The 15,982-nt window shown below is 37.2% G+C and carries 13 protein-coding genes and 1 CRISPR repeat array; of the genes, 2 read left to right on the top strand and 11 right to left on the bottom strand.

Annotated features, from left to right (window positions below; all coding sequences use genetic code 11):
* Positions 1-8: 8 nt before the first annotated feature.
* Positions 9-375: direct repeats of the CRISPR family, unit length 36 nt; unit sequence GTTTTGGAACCATTCGAAACAACACAGCTCTAAAAC.
* A gap of 203 nt (positions 376-578) precedes the next feature.
* The 11 genes from csn2 to cdaA form a co-directional block, all read right to left on the bottom strand.
* Positions 579-1,247, bottom strand: a complete 669-nt coding sequence (csn2, locus tag ACFORE_RS00375) for a type II-A CRISPR-associated protein Csn2 (RefSeq protein ID WP_235300413.1) — start codon at positions 1,245-1,247, stop codon at positions 579-581.
* Positions 1,234-1,578 carry a CRISPR-associated endonuclease Cas2 gene (gene cas2, locus ACFORE_RS00370; RefSeq protein ID WP_154455369.1) on the bottom strand — a complete coding sequence of 115 codons (345 nt, stop codon included), beginning with the start codon at positions 1,576-1,578 and terminating at the stop codon, positions 1,234-1,236. Before cas2 ends, csn2 begins: the two co-directional genes overlap by 14 nt.
* Positions 1,575-2,441 (bottom strand): type II CRISPR-associated endonuclease Cas1, encoded by an 867-nt coding sequence (gene cas1 / locus ACFORE_RS00365; protein WP_154455370.1) that lies wholly within the window; start codon positions 2,439-2,441, stop codon positions 1,575-1,577. The genes cas2 and cas1 overlap by 4 nt, the downstream gene beginning before the upstream one ends.
* Positions 2,441-6,550 (bottom strand): type II CRISPR RNA-guided endonuclease Cas9, encoded by a 4,110-nt coding sequence (gene cas9, locus ACFORE_RS00360; RefSeq protein ID WP_154455371.1) that lies wholly within the window; start codon positions 6,548-6,550, stop codon positions 2,441-2,443. Before cas9 ends, cas1 begins: the two co-directional genes overlap by 1 nt.
* A 414-nt stretch (positions 6,551-6,964) precedes the next feature.
* On the bottom strand, positions 6,965-7,615 hold the full coding sequence (locus ACFORE_RS00355) for a TIGR01906 family membrane protein (protein WP_380434877.1): 651 nt from the start codon (positions 7,613-7,615) through the stop codon (positions 6,965-6,967).
* Positions 7,605-8,378 carry a TIGR01457 family HAD-type hydrolase gene (locus ACFORE_RS00350; RefSeq protein ID WP_167829320.1) on the bottom strand — a complete coding sequence of 258 codons (774 nt, stop codon included), beginning with the start codon at positions 8,376-8,378 and terminating at the stop codon, positions 7,605-7,607. The genes ACFORE_RS00355 and ACFORE_RS00350 overlap by 11 nt, the downstream gene beginning before the upstream one ends.
* Positions 8,379-8,411: 33 nt before the next feature.
* On the bottom strand, positions 8,412-9,155 hold the full coding sequence (locus ACFORE_RS00345; protein WP_380434876.1) for an acyl-ACP thioesterase domain-containing protein: 744 nt from the start codon (positions 9,153-9,155) through the stop codon (positions 8,412-8,414).
* A gap of 11 nt (positions 9,156-9,166) precedes the next feature.
* On the bottom strand, positions 9,167-10,294 hold the full coding sequence (gene hemW, locus ACFORE_RS00340; RefSeq protein ID WP_154455375.1) for a radical SAM family heme chaperone HemW: 1,128 nt from the start codon (positions 10,292-10,294) through the stop codon (positions 9,167-9,169).
* A 95-nt stretch (positions 10,295-10,389) separates the two neighbouring features.
* Positions 10,390-11,742, bottom strand: a complete 1,353-nt coding sequence (glmM, locus tag ACFORE_RS00335) for a phosphoglucosamine mutase (protein ID WP_168260569.1) — start codon at positions 11,740-11,742, stop codon at positions 10,390-10,392.
* 97 nt (positions 11,743-11,839) lie between these two features.
* The gene (locus ACFORE_RS00330) at positions 11,840-12,796 is read right to left on the bottom strand and encodes a CdaR family protein (RefSeq protein WP_380434874.1); all 957 of its coding nucleotides are present in this window, start codon (positions 12,794-12,796) and stop codon (positions 11,840-11,842) included.
* A complete protein-coding gene (gene cdaA, locus ACFORE_RS00325; RefSeq protein WP_380434873.1) occupies positions 12,797-13,642 on the bottom strand; it encodes a diadenylate cyclase CdaA in 846 nt (281 codons plus the stop codon).
* 105 nt (positions 13,643-13,747) lie between these two features.
* Here cdaA and murT point away from each other — a divergent pair, with 105 nt between their 5' ends.
* Both murT and gatD read left to right on the top strand, forming a co-directional pair.
* Positions 13,748-15,091: a lipid II isoglutaminyl synthase subunit MurT gene (gene murT, locus ACFORE_RS00320; protein WP_380434872.1), complete on the top strand. Its 1,344-nt coding sequence runs from the start codon at positions 13,748-13,750 to the stop codon at positions 15,089-15,091.
* Between the two features lies 1 nt (position 15,092).
* Positions 15,093-15,881 (top strand): lipid II isoglutaminyl synthase subunit GatD, encoded by a 789-nt coding sequence (gene gatD / locus ACFORE_RS00315; protein ID WP_154455380.1) that lies wholly within the window; start codon positions 15,093-15,095, stop codon positions 15,879-15,881.
* The last annotated feature ends 101 nt before the right edge of the window (positions 15,882-15,982 follow it).

Genomic DNA, 15,982 nt, shown 5'->3' with positions numbered 1-15,982 from the left:
ACAGCAGAGTTTTGGAACCATTCGAAACAACACAGCTCTAAAACATTCGATCATCTTATCCATGAATGAATTGAGTTTTGGAACCATTCGAAACAACACAGCTCTAAAACAACCTGCGAACGATAAAACTTATAACGTTCGGTTTTGGAACCATTCGAAACAACACAGCTCTAAAACTAAAATTTCTTAACTAAATGATATTTTCCGGTTTTGGAACCATTCGAAACAACACAGCTCTAAAACTACTATGGTGAGCCTCATCAATTAATATGAGTTTTGGAACCATTCGAAACAACACAGCTCTAAAACTTGAAAGTGCTGAGAACAGCTTTCTCTTTTGTTTTGGAACCATTCGAAACAACACAGCTCTAAAACCTCGTGGACCACTTTTTCTCACAAGATTTCGTAATCGCGCCATTCGTTCACAGCAAAACTTCAGCTCCGAACGATCCCATTCATAAAATCGAATTTTAGTCATTCTCATTATATCATAAGAGTAGTCCATATAACAATGCTTTCATCTAAACTTATATTACGTTCAAAAAAAACAAGATACCTTCCCAGGTACCTTGTTATTCTTATGACTCTCCCTTATCTTCCAGTAAAACATAGTCATTATCTAAAATGTATTGTGGGAAATCATAAAGTTTTCGTGGTTCTAAAAAGAGCACTGTTTGGTTACTCAGTTCAATATACTCTAACAACTTCTCTACTTCACCTTTCGACAAATAAGCACCGCTATTAACCAAAACTAACAATTTCTTTTTGCTAAGATATTGATAAATTTGAAGAATTTCAAAACATTTTTTAAAGATGGTGTCACTTCGTGTTTCAATTTTAATACCAAGATCTTTGATGAGTTCTAAAATCGTAATGTCATCGCATTCCAGATCCAACTCATTTTCTAAGCATTCATAGGATATTAGTTCTGTAATCTTAGCTGCCAGATTTTCAATCTGAGTCTTAATTTCTGGTTTATCATTCAATTGCCCCTCCAAATCAGCGTATATCAGCTTCAAAACAGCAGGAGAGTTGATTTCAAAACCTAAAATATCAGTAATCAGCAGGATTTCTGTCATCTTTAAAGAAACCATTTTCTCTGTGAAAAACTTTAAATCACTCGCTTCAGAATAGCTATAACATTGTTTAACGATATTAGCATAAACAGTAACATCTTCAATAGCCAGAATTGTCGCGTTTTCAAGTGGTAGCGGTGTATCTAATAGTGGAAAATTAATCTTGATCACTATAATCCTCTCCAAGAAATACAAGACGTCTATCAGAATTGGCAATGCTGGTATTTTGCTCACCATTCAAATAAATCATACGAGCAAACTGTTTTTCAGTCACTGTCAAAAGTGTGATGCTTCCTTTTTTAGGATTATTGGCTTGAAGTCTATCAATCATCGCTTTATTGGCAGAATTATTTAATAACAATTTGCTATAAACTGAAAATTGGTGCATGATAAAGCCTTCACTCAATAAAAATTTTCGAAATTGACGATAGGCTTTTCGTTCTTCTGCTGTTTCGGTTGGCATATCAAACATTAAAATCATTCGCATATATCGATAACTCATATCCTAAATTCAGGAACTCCTTTCCCACCATGATTTAGAGCTTTAACCACTTTCTTCGTATAATCACTAACGATATTGTTTAGGAACATTTCTTTATGGTTATAAGAATAGGTTTCATCAAACATCGTAAACAATTCGCGTTTAATCTTAACAAAGGAAGCGTTACGATTTTCATACACAATTCTATCAACAATTGGACGGAATGACTCCATGATATCACTAGCCAGATTAAACTGGTTGAATTGGTTAGCATGTTTTAAGCCGAATTGCGTCATACAACCACAAACAACTAATTCACGCGCAAACATACTCAACAACAAAGTATACCCATAGTCTAACCCAGCATTAATATCATTATCCTGATCACGCGAGAAATCATTTCCAAACAAGGTATTAAAATAAATTCTTGCAGAATGTCCCTCACGATTACTGGGATCAAAAGGCTCTAAGCCGTGATATAACTCCATAATAGATTGGGATTTTTCAAAGAAAGAACATTTACCAAGATACATGCTTTGGTTTAATATTTTCTGGGCAATAATCGTTGTCCAAACATCACATTTGACATCATCGTCCCAAGCAATTTGTTTTGTCAGCTGTAAACTAGAATCATGGCGTCCATAGTAAGGCGTCAGCATTGCAGTTGGCAAACGTTTTTCATCACAAAAAATAATTAAAATATTTCTCTCGACTAAGCGTTCAATCAACATCGTCGTCAATACAATATTCGTCGTTTCAAGCAACAGAATATCAATCTCTTCCAGATGAATCATTTCAGTATGATAAGCATCTTTAAAAATCAAATGATTATTCTTATACGACAATTTAGAATGCTCATTAACAATAACCGTACGCCATCCCATTACTCTTCTCCTAATTTACTCAAATCAATACGTGTTTCATAAAGACCAGTGATAGATTGGTGGATAAGGGTGGCATTCAGACATTCTTTTGTTGAGGTATAGCGTTTACGTGGAATTTTTTCACCAAGGAAATTGAAATCAGCCGGCGCACCTAATGCAGTCAGTGTTAATAAATTAATAAATGAATTTGAAATTTCCTCAATTGAGAAGTTATCCATACTATCTGCAACTGCTCTAATTTTACTTAAATTTTTTTCAACATCAACATATAAGTTAGCAAAGTCTTCCACACAAGATAAAACTTTTTCAAATTCTTTTTTATGCTCACTAACATATTTTAAATATTCAGTGCTATTAAAATTATCAGCTCGATGAGCATGATAAAGCAATTCTACTAAATATCCTGGAAGCACCATTTCATTCCCTTTTTGAAGTTCTGAAGCACTAGCTAACAAGCGTCTTCTTCCACCTTCAAATTCAAAAAGACTATATTTTGGAAGTTTTATTAATTTATCTTCTCGAATATTGTGATATCCTTTATTTTCTAAGAATTCAACTGGATTTTCTTCAAAGAAAGAACGTTCCATGATAGAAATACCAACTAGCTCTTTTACAGTTTTCAATTTCTTAGCTTTACCTTTTTCGACGTCAGCTACAACAAAAACAGAATAAGCTACTGTTGGACTATCAAAACCACCATATTTTTTAGTATCCCAATAAACTTTTTTTGTCTTTCGTGGAATTAATTTATCAGAGTCACCTTTAGGTAAAATTGATTCTTTTGAGAATCCTCCCGTCTGAGTTTCAACCTTTTTAACAATATTGACTTGTGGGTAGGATAAAACTTTTCGAACTTTTTCAAAGTCAATTTGCTTATTCCAAGCAATTTCACCGTCAGCATTTGTCTCGATAATAGGTCGCTCAAAGACAGTACCATCCGCATATTTAACCTTAGTTTTAAAGAAATTCATTAAATTTGAATAGAAGAAATATTTCGCTGTTGCTTTATCGCTTGAATTAGTGATAAATTTACGAATATCATATTTCTTGTACTCACCATAAACAAATTCAGAAGCTAATTTAGGATATTTTTTCAATAATGCTGTTCCAACAACTGCATTAAGATAAGCATCATGAGCATGATGATAATCATTAATTTCGCGAACTTTATAAAATTTAAAATCTTTTCGGAATTGTGAAACCAGATTTGATTTCAAAGTGATGACTTTCACATCACGAATCACTTTGTCATTTTCATCACGTTCTGTATTAAAACGAGCATCTAAAATCTGTGCCACATGTTTTGTGATTTGACGTGTTTCAACCAATTGACGTTTAATAAATCCAGCCTTATCTGCTTCAGTCAATCCACCACGTTCGGCTTTCGTTAAATTATCAAATTTACGTTTAGAGATTAGTCTTGATTTATACAATCGAATCCATTCTGCCTTTCTAGCACGAACAATATCAAGACTTGGTACATCATCTGATTTACCTCGATTTTTAGCTGAACTTGTTAGTACTCTATTATCAATAGAGTCATCCTTAATAAAGGCTTGAGGAATAATGTGGTCAATATCATAATCGCTTAGATGGTCAATATCTAACTCATCACCAGTATACATATCTTTACCATTTTGAATGTAGTAAAGGAAGAGTTTATCATTTTGAAGATGATTATTTTCAACTTTATCTTCAATATATGACGGTTTTTCCACATTAAGAATATTACTTCCTAACTCTTTTAATGAGTTCTGAAGTTTTTTCAAACGTTGTTGGGATTGGCTTCTTCCTCTATTAGTTGTTTGATTTTCACGCGCCATCTCAATAACAATATTATCAGGATTATGTCCCATCACTTTAACTAGCTCATCAACGATTTTGACACTTTGTAGAATACCTTTTTTGATAGCAGGGCTTCCAGGTAAATCATGAACAACAGCTTTAATATCATCGATATCACCAACAACTTGTGATTTTTGGATGATTTGTTTAAATGGTAATGTATCGTCGTTAATTAACTGCATAAAGTTACGATTAGCAGAACCATCATCAATCAGATAATCAAGAATAGTCTTATTATTTTCTTTATTACGAATACCGTTAATTAATTTATATGACAAACGACCCCAGCCAGTATAATGACGGCGTTCAAATTTCTTCAATTGTTGTGGCGAAAAGATATCACTATATTTTTGAAGGCGCTGCTGAATCATTTCTCTATCTTCAAACAAAGTCAACGTCTTGATAATATCTTCAATTATTTCTTCGTTTACTTTATCATCTAAGAAGGATTTATCTAGAATTTTTTTCAAATCATGATAAGTGCCAAGACTAGCATTAAATGATTTATTTTCCTTATCAAGTCCAATTAAATCTTTAATACGATATTCAGGAAATTCTTTATTAAGATAATTTAAAACTTTTTCTTTGGTAACTTTGCGATTTTCTTTAAAGACATGGTCAAAGATTTCTTGCTTCATATTTGAATCAAAGAAAGATTCTTTTCCTTGCTCATTAACATACTTAATTTTGGTTAATTCATTATAAACCGCATATGTTTCATATACATGACTGTGTTTTGGTAAAACTTTCTCCTCTGGTAAATACAAATCATTTGAAGTCATGCGCGTAATGAATTTTTCAGCTGATTTTTCTTTATCAATTACCTTATCGAAATTCCACGGTGTAATCTTCTCATCTAAATGATATTCTGCCCATGCAAATCGACTATCTTTTCGTGCTAACGGACCGACATAGTAAGGGATTCTAAAAGTCAAGATTTTTTCAATTCTATCTTGGTTCTCTTTTAAAAATGAATAATAATCACCTTGACGACGTAAGATTGCATGCATTTCCTGTAAATGAATTTGGTGCGGAATCGAACCATTATCAAATGTTCTTTGTTTTCTTAAAAAATCTTCACGTTCAATTTTATCTAGGAAATATTCACTTCCATCAATTTTTGAAAGAGTATTTTTTAAATATTTATAGAATTCATCCTGTTTAACACCATTTTCAATATAGCCCGCATAACCATTTTTGTTTTTATCTTTAAAAATATCGTGATACAACTCAGATTTATTTGCCTTAATGAATTCTTTTAGCTTTTCTAAGTCTTCATGATGTTCAACATAACGTTTAAGCATCGAAGCAGATAACGGAGCTTTAGTTGAATTATCATCAACAGTTAAGATACCTGAAAGTAAGATTGCATTATAAAGATTTTTAGCTGAAGTAAATAAATCTGCATAATCGTCTCCAATTTTCCCAAGTAACTCTTCTAAATCCTCTTCATAGGAATCTTTAGAAAATTGTAACTTAGCATCTTCAGATAATTTGAAATTCATTTTAAAATTAGGCTGTAATCCTAAAGCCAAAGCAATAAGATTTCCAAATAAAGTATTTTTCTTTTCTGTTGTGTAGTATTTAATAAGATTCTCTAAACGACGTGATTTGCTAATTTTTTCTGTCAAAATACTTGCAGCATCAACCGTAATTTCTGATAAATGACTATCATCAAATATTCTATCATACACTCCTACGAAATCAGTGAATAGTTTTTGAACATCTGTATTTTCAGCGCTCAATTCACCCTCAATTAAGAAATGTCCACGGAATTTAATCATGTGCGCTAAAGCTAGATAAACCAAGCGTAAATCTGCTTTTTCAGTGGAATCTGCAAGATATTTTCTTAAATGGTAAATTGTAGGGAATTTCTGATGATAGACATCTTCTTCTGCTTTATTGCCAAAGATTGGATGTGCATCAAAATTTTTATCATCATCTTTCAAAAACGACTCATCTAAACGTTGAAAGAAACTATCATCAACTTTAGTCATTTCTTCCGCAAAAATTTCTTGTAGGTAACGCAAACGATTTTTACGACGCGTATAACGACGTCGAGCTGTACGTTTCAAACGAGTCGCTTCAGCTGTTTCGCCACTGTCAAATAACAATGCACCTAATAAGTTTTTCTTGATATACTTTTTATCAGTATTTCCAAAAACCTTCATCTTTTTAGCTGGAACTTTATAATCATCTGTGATAACAGCCCACCCGACACTATTTGTACCGATATCAAGCCCAATTGAATAAGATTTCATCATTTTCTCCTTTTTTAATTAAAATACTTGCAATTTTAACCTTAAAATAATAAAATAGAATTGTTGGAACTATTCGAAACAACACAGTGAGTTAAAATAAGGCTAGTCCGTATCCAAGTATGTCACCCGATTCGGGTGCTTTTTTTATTTTCTAATTGAGAATAAAAAATTATACTTCTATTTTACTTTTCTTTATTTCAAAAAACAAGCGTTTTCATACGCTTGTTTTCTAATTTTTTCATCATTAACTCACGAGCCAGCCCCAGAAAAAGGGGAGACAAAAGGCGATTACGCCACAGATAACAAAGAGGGCTTTTAGCCACTTTTGGGGAATATTGGTAGATTTGACCCAAAAGGTGATGGCAAAGAGCCAAGAACAGGCAAATAAAAACCAGTAATACCAGGCAAGAGACATTATTAGTCCTCCTTTCTAGCCTTTAGCCTTTGTGTAAATTGACGGCGGGAAATCAATAACAAACCAAGCATTAATACTTCATAGGCCACAAAGAAAAGAATAAAGCAATGCAAAAAAAAGGTTTCTGGTAAGACCCAAATAATAGGGTCTGTGGCTGGGTTAAAGAGCCAAGTAGAATCACCAGGAAAAAGCACTTCGTGAAATAGCGTAAAAAATTGTTCAAAACCAATTAAGACGCCTGCTACTGCAATTAACACTGGTAAAAAGGCTGCCCAAACAAATGCTCTTTGGTGGAGAAAAAGGGTTTTATTAACGATGCCATTTTTCAAAAAACACCAAGATAGGTAAAGTAGCACGACAAAGAGCGCTTGTGTTAAGTGAAAGAGGTGTTTCACATCTTGAAAATGCTTGAGCCCTGCCGCAGAAGAAGGAAAATCAGGCATAGACAAGGTGTGTGAAAAAGGCGAGGTGAGATAGGTCATCAACACGTTAAAGTTATCAAGCAAATCTGCTTTGGGAAAGGTCACTTGCAAGGTGAGATGCAACCAATCAACCTCAAATGGGTAAAGCAACCAAGCACCGTAAATCGTGATTAAAATAGCCAAAGATAAAAGCCAAAGCCATGTGGCAAAGGTCCAAATCTTATTTTTCATCGAAAGTCCATTCATCTAAGCTTGAGAGAACGTGGTCAGGTTGAATTGGCAAGGTTGGCACTTCTTCTGGTTTGGTAAAGCCAGTTGTCACCAATAGAGTTGCAATATCATTTTTGATACCTGCCATGATGTCTGTCAAATAGTTATCACCCACCATAATGGCTTGGTCGCGCTTCACATTTAAAACGTCTAGGGCTTTGTTCATGATAATGGCATTTGGTTTGCCAATGAAAATCGGTTTGACGCGTGTTGCAATTTCCAAGAATTTGCTAATAGACCCCGCACCTGGCATCAAGCCACGCTCTGTTGGGATATTTAAATCAGGGTTGGTCCCAATAAATAAGGCACCTTTTTGGATGGCTAGGGTGGCTACTGCCAGCATTTCATAGGTTAATTGTGTGTCCAACCCAACCACAACATAGGCAGGATTTTCAGTATCTTCAACGTAGCCAGCTTCTGCAATGGCTGTTTTTAAGCCCGTTTCACCAATGACGTACGCTGTTTTGCCACGCTTCATGTCATTCATGTAATCAACCGTTGCCATGGTCGCTGTATAAATGGTTTCAAGCGGCGTTTGAACGTTAAATTGCTTGGCTAACATTTCTTGCACCGCTTCAGGTGTGCGTGTGGTATTATTGGTCACCAAAACATAAGGAATATGTCTTTCTTGCAGGCGTTGAATAAACCGTTCCCCTGCAGGAATACGTTCCTTTCCCTTGTAAATCGTTCCGTCTAAGTCAATCAGGTATCCTTTATAAGTCACATTATTCTCCTTTTTTATCTGTATTGTTAAAGTTTACAATCTGCTTTCTTCGATGCTTCGCCATTCGATGCAAGCTTGGGCATGAACAGTTCCTTGGGTCACAATTTCGTGTTTAGTCGACAAATCCTTTTGTTCCACGCGCGAAATGATATCATGACCATAGTGAATTTCTTTAACGTATTTGAGGTGGATATTGCGAGGAACGTGGTGTTGCAAAAATTCAAAATCCAATCCCTCATACATCCACGCCAAATACTTGCTGTTATTGACATGACCGTTCAAATCAAGGTCAAAGAAACGCACATGATACAAGGTTTCTTCTGGATTTTCCAGATCCTCGTACTTAGGACCGCGGTAAATTTTCTTGATTTTTTCAGCTTGATAAGGAGCTACCAAATCATCAATCACAAAATGCACCTTGCGGGTTTCATAATCCATCAAAACAAAGGTCGAATGAATAGTGATGATTTTTGCCCCTGTGGCATCGTAAACGTAAAAATCACGGTAACAAAAGAGTTTGTTGTAAGACGTTGGCACGGTTTCAACGGTGATGGTTTCTGCGTATTTGGGCAAACGCTCAATTTCAATCGCATAGTCCGTCACAATCCAAACTAACTGATACTTTTCATAAATAAACTCATCACTGATGCCTAATGCCATCGATTGCTTACCAGACACTTGTAAGACCAAGGACAATAGTTCTGGCAATTTCATGTTGAAATTGATATCACTTTCATAAAAAGGAACCGTATATTTTTCTTGATAATGACAACCCATAATACTACCTACTATATGATAAATTTTTCTGCGACAGTATCGCCTAAGAAAAGACCTTTTTTCGTCATGCGAATCATCTCGTCATCTGGCACCAAAAGACCTTGTTGACGCAATTCAGCAACCACTTGACCATAACGCTCCTCAAAGGAAATCCCAAAACGTTCTTCAAATTTGGCAATGGAAACGCCTGATTTCTTACGTAAACCTAGAAACAGCTCTTCTTCCATCATTTCCTCTTTGGTCAGAACTTCTTCTGACAATCTTGCATTACCTTCTGAAACAGCCTTCAAATAATGTTGAATAGGCCCCTGGTTACGGTAACGCACCCCAGCAATATAACCAGACGCCCCAGCACCAACACCATAATATTCCGCATTGTCCCAATACATGAGATTATGTCGACTTTCAAAACCAGGCTTGGTAAAATTGGAAATTTCATAATGCTCAAAGCCATTTTTCTCAAGTTCTGTAATGATGTAGTCAAACATCTCCGCCTCAAGGTCTTCTTGAGGCAGATTAAGTTTACCACGGCGCATTTTATTCATGAAAACCGTGTGGTGTTCCAATATCAAACTGTACAAACTGAGGTGGGGAATATCTAGCGCTAAAGCCTTGGCAACATTTTCCTTAACATCAGACATGGTCTGACCTGGCAAGGCATAAATCAAGTCAATCGAAATGTTATCAAATCCAGCTTCTTTTAAACTGGCAATGGTGTCATAAATCTGAGCTTCATTGTGGCTGCGACCTATTTGTTTCAATTGCTTGTCGTTAAAGGTCTGCACCCCCAAAGACACACGATTGACAGCTGATTGTTTGAGTACCTCAATTTTGTCCTCAGTCAAATCACCTGGATTGGCTTCAATGGTGAATTCTTCCAAGACACTTAAATCCAAATTTTTAGTAAGATTTGTCAGCAAATAATCCAATTGCTGAGCAGTGATGGCAGTAGGCGTCCCACCACCGATATACAAGGTACGCAGTTGTTTAATATCGTAACGCTCAAATTCACGAATAAGAGCCTGCAAATACGCATCGACAGGCTGATTTTTGATAAACACTTTTGAAAAATCACAATAATAACAAATCTGAGTACAAAAAGGAATATGAACATAAGCTGATGTTGTTTTTTTTAGCATGACGTTATTATAACATTTTTAAAAAAACTTAACCAATTTTCCAAAGAAAAAAAGAAGCAAGGTATCAAAATGCCTCACTTCTCTATGCTTGATATTTAGTCTAATCCGATTTCATCTCTCACAACGGCTGCGATGGTATCAACATAGAAGTCAACTTCCTCATCCGTGGGCGCTTCAGCCATGATACGTAAGAGCGGTTCTGTTCCACTTGGACGAACCAAGATACGACCGTTGCCGTCCATTTTTTCTTCCATTTGGCTGATAATACCAGCGATAGCAGGCACTTCCATTGCCTTGCTCTTCATGCTGTTTTCCACACGAATATTAACCAATTTTTGAGGGTAGATCGTCACTTCTGCAGCCAATTCAGAGAGTTTTTTACCTGTTTTCTTAATGACTTTTGTCAATTGAATAGCTGTCAATTGACCGTCACCAGTAGTGTTGTAGTCCATGATGATAACGTGACCAGATTGTTCACCACCTAAGTTGTAGCCTGATTTTTTCATTTCTTCTACAACATAGCGGTCACCTACGGCTGTAATGGCCTTGTGAATACCTTCACGGTCAAGTGCTTTGTGGAAACCAAGATTTGACATAACGGTCGTAACAATTGTATTATGCGCTAGTTTACCTTGTTCTGATAGGTATTTTCCGATGATATACATAATCTTGTCACCGTCAACGATATCACCGTTTTCATCAACAGCAATAAGGCGGTCACTGTCACCGTCAAAGGCCAAACCAACGGCAGCACCTGATGTTTTAACCAATTCTTGCAATTGTTCTGGATGGGTTGAACCAACACCAGCATTGATGTTAAGACCGTCTGGATTTTCACCAATAACCGTAATGTCAGCATCCAAATCTAAGAAAACATCTCGAGCAGACACAGAAGCTGCACCGTTAGCTGTATCCAAGGCAACCTTCATGCCTTCAAGACTAGTACCTGTTGAAACGAGGAATTTTTCGTATTTGCGAAGTCCTTCAGGGTAATCAACCAAAGTCCCCAAACCTTCTGCAGATGGGCGTGGAAGCGTGTCTTCTGCCGCATCCAACAAAGCTTCAATTTCTTCTTCTTGGTCATCGGCTAATTTAAATCCATCGCCACCGAAGAATTTGATGCCATTGTCCAAAGCTGGGTTGTGACTAGCTGAAATCATAACACCTGCGCTAGCTTTTTCAGTACGAACAAGATAAGAAACCCCAGGAGTTGCCAAAACGCCTAATTTGTAAACCTCAATCCCCACAGAAAGTAAGCCAGCAATCAAAGCTGATTCTAACATTTCCCCAGAAATACGCGTATCGCGTGCTACAAACACTCTAGGACGCTCTGTTTCGTGTTGACTTAAAACGTAACCACCAAAACGCCCAAGTTTAAAGGCTAATTCCGGTGTTAACTCAACATTTGCTTCTCCACGAACGCCATCTGTTCCAAAATATTTTCCCATTATTCTTTAGCGAAAATTCGCTCCTCCATTTTACTTCATTCATTTCCAAGAATGGGTAACAAGGCATTACCCATCGCTATATCTTTGCTATTATCTATTATTTTTTAGTCACTGTCAACTGAATAGTCACAACAGACGGGATAACGGTCACATCATCCGCCGATAGATTGACACTAACATTGGTATCCTTGGTGATATTAGAAATATCTACCGTCGCTACGACTTCATTTACCGCATTCAAGGCCTCTTGACTTCCTGAAATTGTCACTTGCGTTTGGCTTGGTTTATAAACAATGTCAGATAAACTGCTGTTCATCTCACCCGTTGTCCGCACCGTTAATGGCACTGACTTGGTTAATTTTTTAACCGCGACATCCAATTTTGCCTTTGAAGGATTGATGGCACTGGCTAAGATAGTTCCATCTGCTGCCACAGCTTGCAAGGCAACGCGACCACTATAATCACTATCTAAGACCTCAGATTCTGGCAATTTAGCTACCACATGGTCAATTTGATTGATGATGTTCTCATCGCTGGTCACTTCTACTTCTGAAAGGTCTGTTGACACTTTCTTCAATTCGTAACCTGATGCGATTTGGTTGCTGTCCACTTCTCCTTTAACGGCAAATGTTTTTGTTTTTTTCTTTCCAATGGTTACTGAAATATGGCTGGGTGAAGCCGTTGCTGTTACCCCTGTCGGTAAATTAGTGACTTTCAAAGGAACGGTTTGGGTTCCTTCTCCATATTTTGTCAAATTAGCCACGACCTTGAAGCTTCTCGTATCGCTATTGATTTCCGAATCTAATTTCACTCGATTGATAGACGTCAAGTACACTTCTGTTTCATAAGAATAACCGCTGATAAAGTATTTATCACTGTCATACTTAATATCAATAGGAACATTGGTTAAGGTGTGGGTGTAGGTTTCGGTTGCTCCAGACACCTGCGAACCAGTCCTGTTGTAATTACTAGACGTTGCTGTCAAAAACAGCAAAATCGCAAATATTATTGATACAACAACCAACCAAACTTGACTATTGAAAAATCGCCTCATTTATCCCCTCCTCCAAATTTTATGGTACCAAGGTTCCTCGGTTTTTTGCTCTGTAATCAATTGTTCTCTCAGAATCGCCTCAAATTCTTCCTTGCTCAAATCATGCAAGAATTCTCCTTTGGATGTGATAGAAATACCACCTGTTTCTTCTGAAACCACTATGGTCAAGGCATCTGAGTTTTCTGACAGACCAATGGCCGCACGGTGACGCGTTCCAAATTCCTTTGAAATGGCCATAGATTCTGACAAAGGCAAATAAGAACAAGCCGTCGCAATTTTATTACCTCTGATAATTACAGCACCGTCATGAAGAGGCGTGTTGGGAATAAAAATGTTAATTAGCAATTGATTGGAAATATCCGCGTTCAAGGGAATCCCTGTCGAAATGTATTCTTGCAAGGTCTGTGTCCGCTCTATCGCAATCAAGGCACCAATTTTACGCGGGCTCATGTAGGCCACTGATTTTAGCAAGGCTTTAACCAATTTTTCCTCGTCACTGGCTTGCTGGGTTTGCATGAAAACCTGTGTGGTTCGTCCAAATTTCTCCAGCCCTGTCCGAATTTCTGGGGCAAAAATCACAACCCCTGCAATGACACCGTAGGTAATGACTTGATTCATCAGATAGGTAATCGTTGTAAAACCAATCCACTCAGCGACAAATTTTAATAAAATAAATAACACGACCCCTTGTATGAGGGACATGATTTTCGTCCCCGCTAAGGCTCGTATTAATCGGTAAATAAAATAAGCCACAATTAAAATGTCTAAAAGATGAACAACAATCTCCCATGGATTTTCAAATAAGGTTGCCCAAAATTTAGCATCAATAAGGGTTAAATTTTTCATACAAGCATCTCTTTCATCTAACTCACTAAAGTTTCCACTACATTATACCACGTTTTCAAAAGATTTTCTTTATTATAATATATCTTTTTATGGTACAATAACCTTATGAAATTAAACACACTTATGGGACTAACGGCTGGGAAGTCTGCTCATTTTGTTTTGTCTAAAATGGGACGTGGCTCGACCTTGCCAGGAAAAATCGCCCTCACATTCGATAAAGATATTCTAGATACCATTGCTAAAGACTATGAAATTGTTGTGGTGACAGGGACAAATGGTAAAACCCTGACAACTGCTCTGACAGTCGGTATTTTGAAAGAAGCCTTTGGCGAAATTGTCACCAATCCAAGCGGTGCCAATATGATTACAGGTATTACGTCAACTTTCCTGACAGCAAAAAGAGCCAAATCAGGCAAGAAAATTGCGGTGCTTGAAATTGACGAAGCTAGTTTGCCAAAAATCACAAAATACATCACACCAAACCTTTTTGTGTTCACTAATATTTTCCGTGACCAAATGGACCGCTACGGTGAGATTTACACCACCTACCAAATGATTTTGGACGGGGCAGCCAAGGTACCAAAAGCGACGATTCTAGCCAATGGAGATAGCCCTCTGTTCCATTCCACTAAGGTGGTTAATCCTGTCAAATATTATGGCTTTGATACGGAAAAACACGCTCCAAAACTGGCTCACTACAATACCGAAGGTATTCTTTGCCCACATTGCCAACACATTTTGAAATACAAACTCAACACCTATGCCAACTTAGGAGATTATGTGTGTGAACATTGTGGTTTCCATCGTCCAAAATTGGACTATGCCTTGACTGAATTGACAAAGATTACCAATACCACTTCAGAATTTGTCATTGATAACCAATCCTACAAGATTAACGTAGGAGGTCTTTATAACATTTACAATGCCCTCGCGGCAGTATCAGTTGCTGAATTTTTCGGTGTTGCTCCTGAGCAAATCAAAGCTGGTTTTGACAAGAGTCGTGCCGTCTTTGGCCGTCAAGAAACCTTCAAAATCGGTGACAAATCATGTACCTTGGTTCTGATTAAAAACCCTGTTGGTGCTAGTCAAGCACTGGATATGATTAAATTAGCACCTTATCCTTTCACTTTGTCAGTCTTGCTCAACGCTAACTATGCAGATGGTATTGACACCAGCTGGATTTGGGATGCTAATTTTGAGGCTATTTTAGACATGGACATTCCTCAACTATTTGCTGGTGGGGTTCGTCATTCTGAAATTGCCCGCCGCCTTCGCGTGACAGGCTACGATGACACCAAAATCACCGAAGCTGAAAGTTTAGAAGATATTATGACATTGATTGAATCACAACCAACCGAGCACGCTTATATTCTCGCTACTTACACGGCTATGCTGCAATTCCGCGAGATTTTAGCCAATCGTCATGCTGTTGGAAAGGAGATGAACTAAGATGACTTACACTTCACTCCAATCACCTGACACCAAAGATTACACTTACGAGCTAAATGTTGCCCATCTTTACGGCAATCTTATGAATACTTACGGTGACAATGGTAATATTCTCATGATGAAATACGTTGGTGAGAAACTCGGTGCCAAAATGACCTTTGATATTGTGTCTTTGGGCGACGATTTTGACGCTGATTACTATGACATGGCCTTTTTTGGTGGTGGTCAAGATTACGAACAATCTATTGTTGCCAAAGACCTACCAAGTAAAAAAGAAGCTATCGCCAACTTCATCAACCAAGACAAAGTTATCCTAGCTATTTGCGGCGGCTTCCAACTTCTTGGACAATATTATGTGCAAGCCAATGGCGAAAAAATCAACGGCATTGGCGTCATGGGACACTACACCCTCAACCAAGACAACAACCGTTTCATCGGAGATATCAAAATTTACAATGATGAATTCAAAGAAACCTATTACGGTTTTGAAAATCATCAAGGACGTACCTTCTTATCAGACGACGAAAAACCGCTAGGCACTTGCGTTTACGGAAATGGGAATAATAACGAAGATGGCACAGAAGGTGTTCATTACAAAAATGTGTATGGCAGTTATTTCCACGGCCCTATCTTATCACGCAATGCCAACCTAGCCTATCGACTTGTTACTACCGCCCTAAAAAATAAATACGGAGCCGATATTCAACTACCAAGCTACGACGCTATTCTCTCAAAAGAAGTCGCTGAAGAATATGCCGATACCAAAAGCAAAGCTGAATTCGACAAATAATACCAAAAAGATTGCATCTGCAATCTTTGGCTCTATAATTTCTGTAGTGGGTAAATCCACCATGGAAATTATGGAGCCTTTTTGAGTATATACAAAAAGTC

The sequence above is a fragment of the Streptococcus alactolyticus genome, from assembly GCF_042649785.1.
GTDB lineage: Bacteria > Bacillota > Bacilli > Lactobacillales > Streptococcaceae > Streptococcus > Streptococcus alactolyticus.
This window is presented reverse-complemented; position numbering and strand designations above follow the sequence as displayed.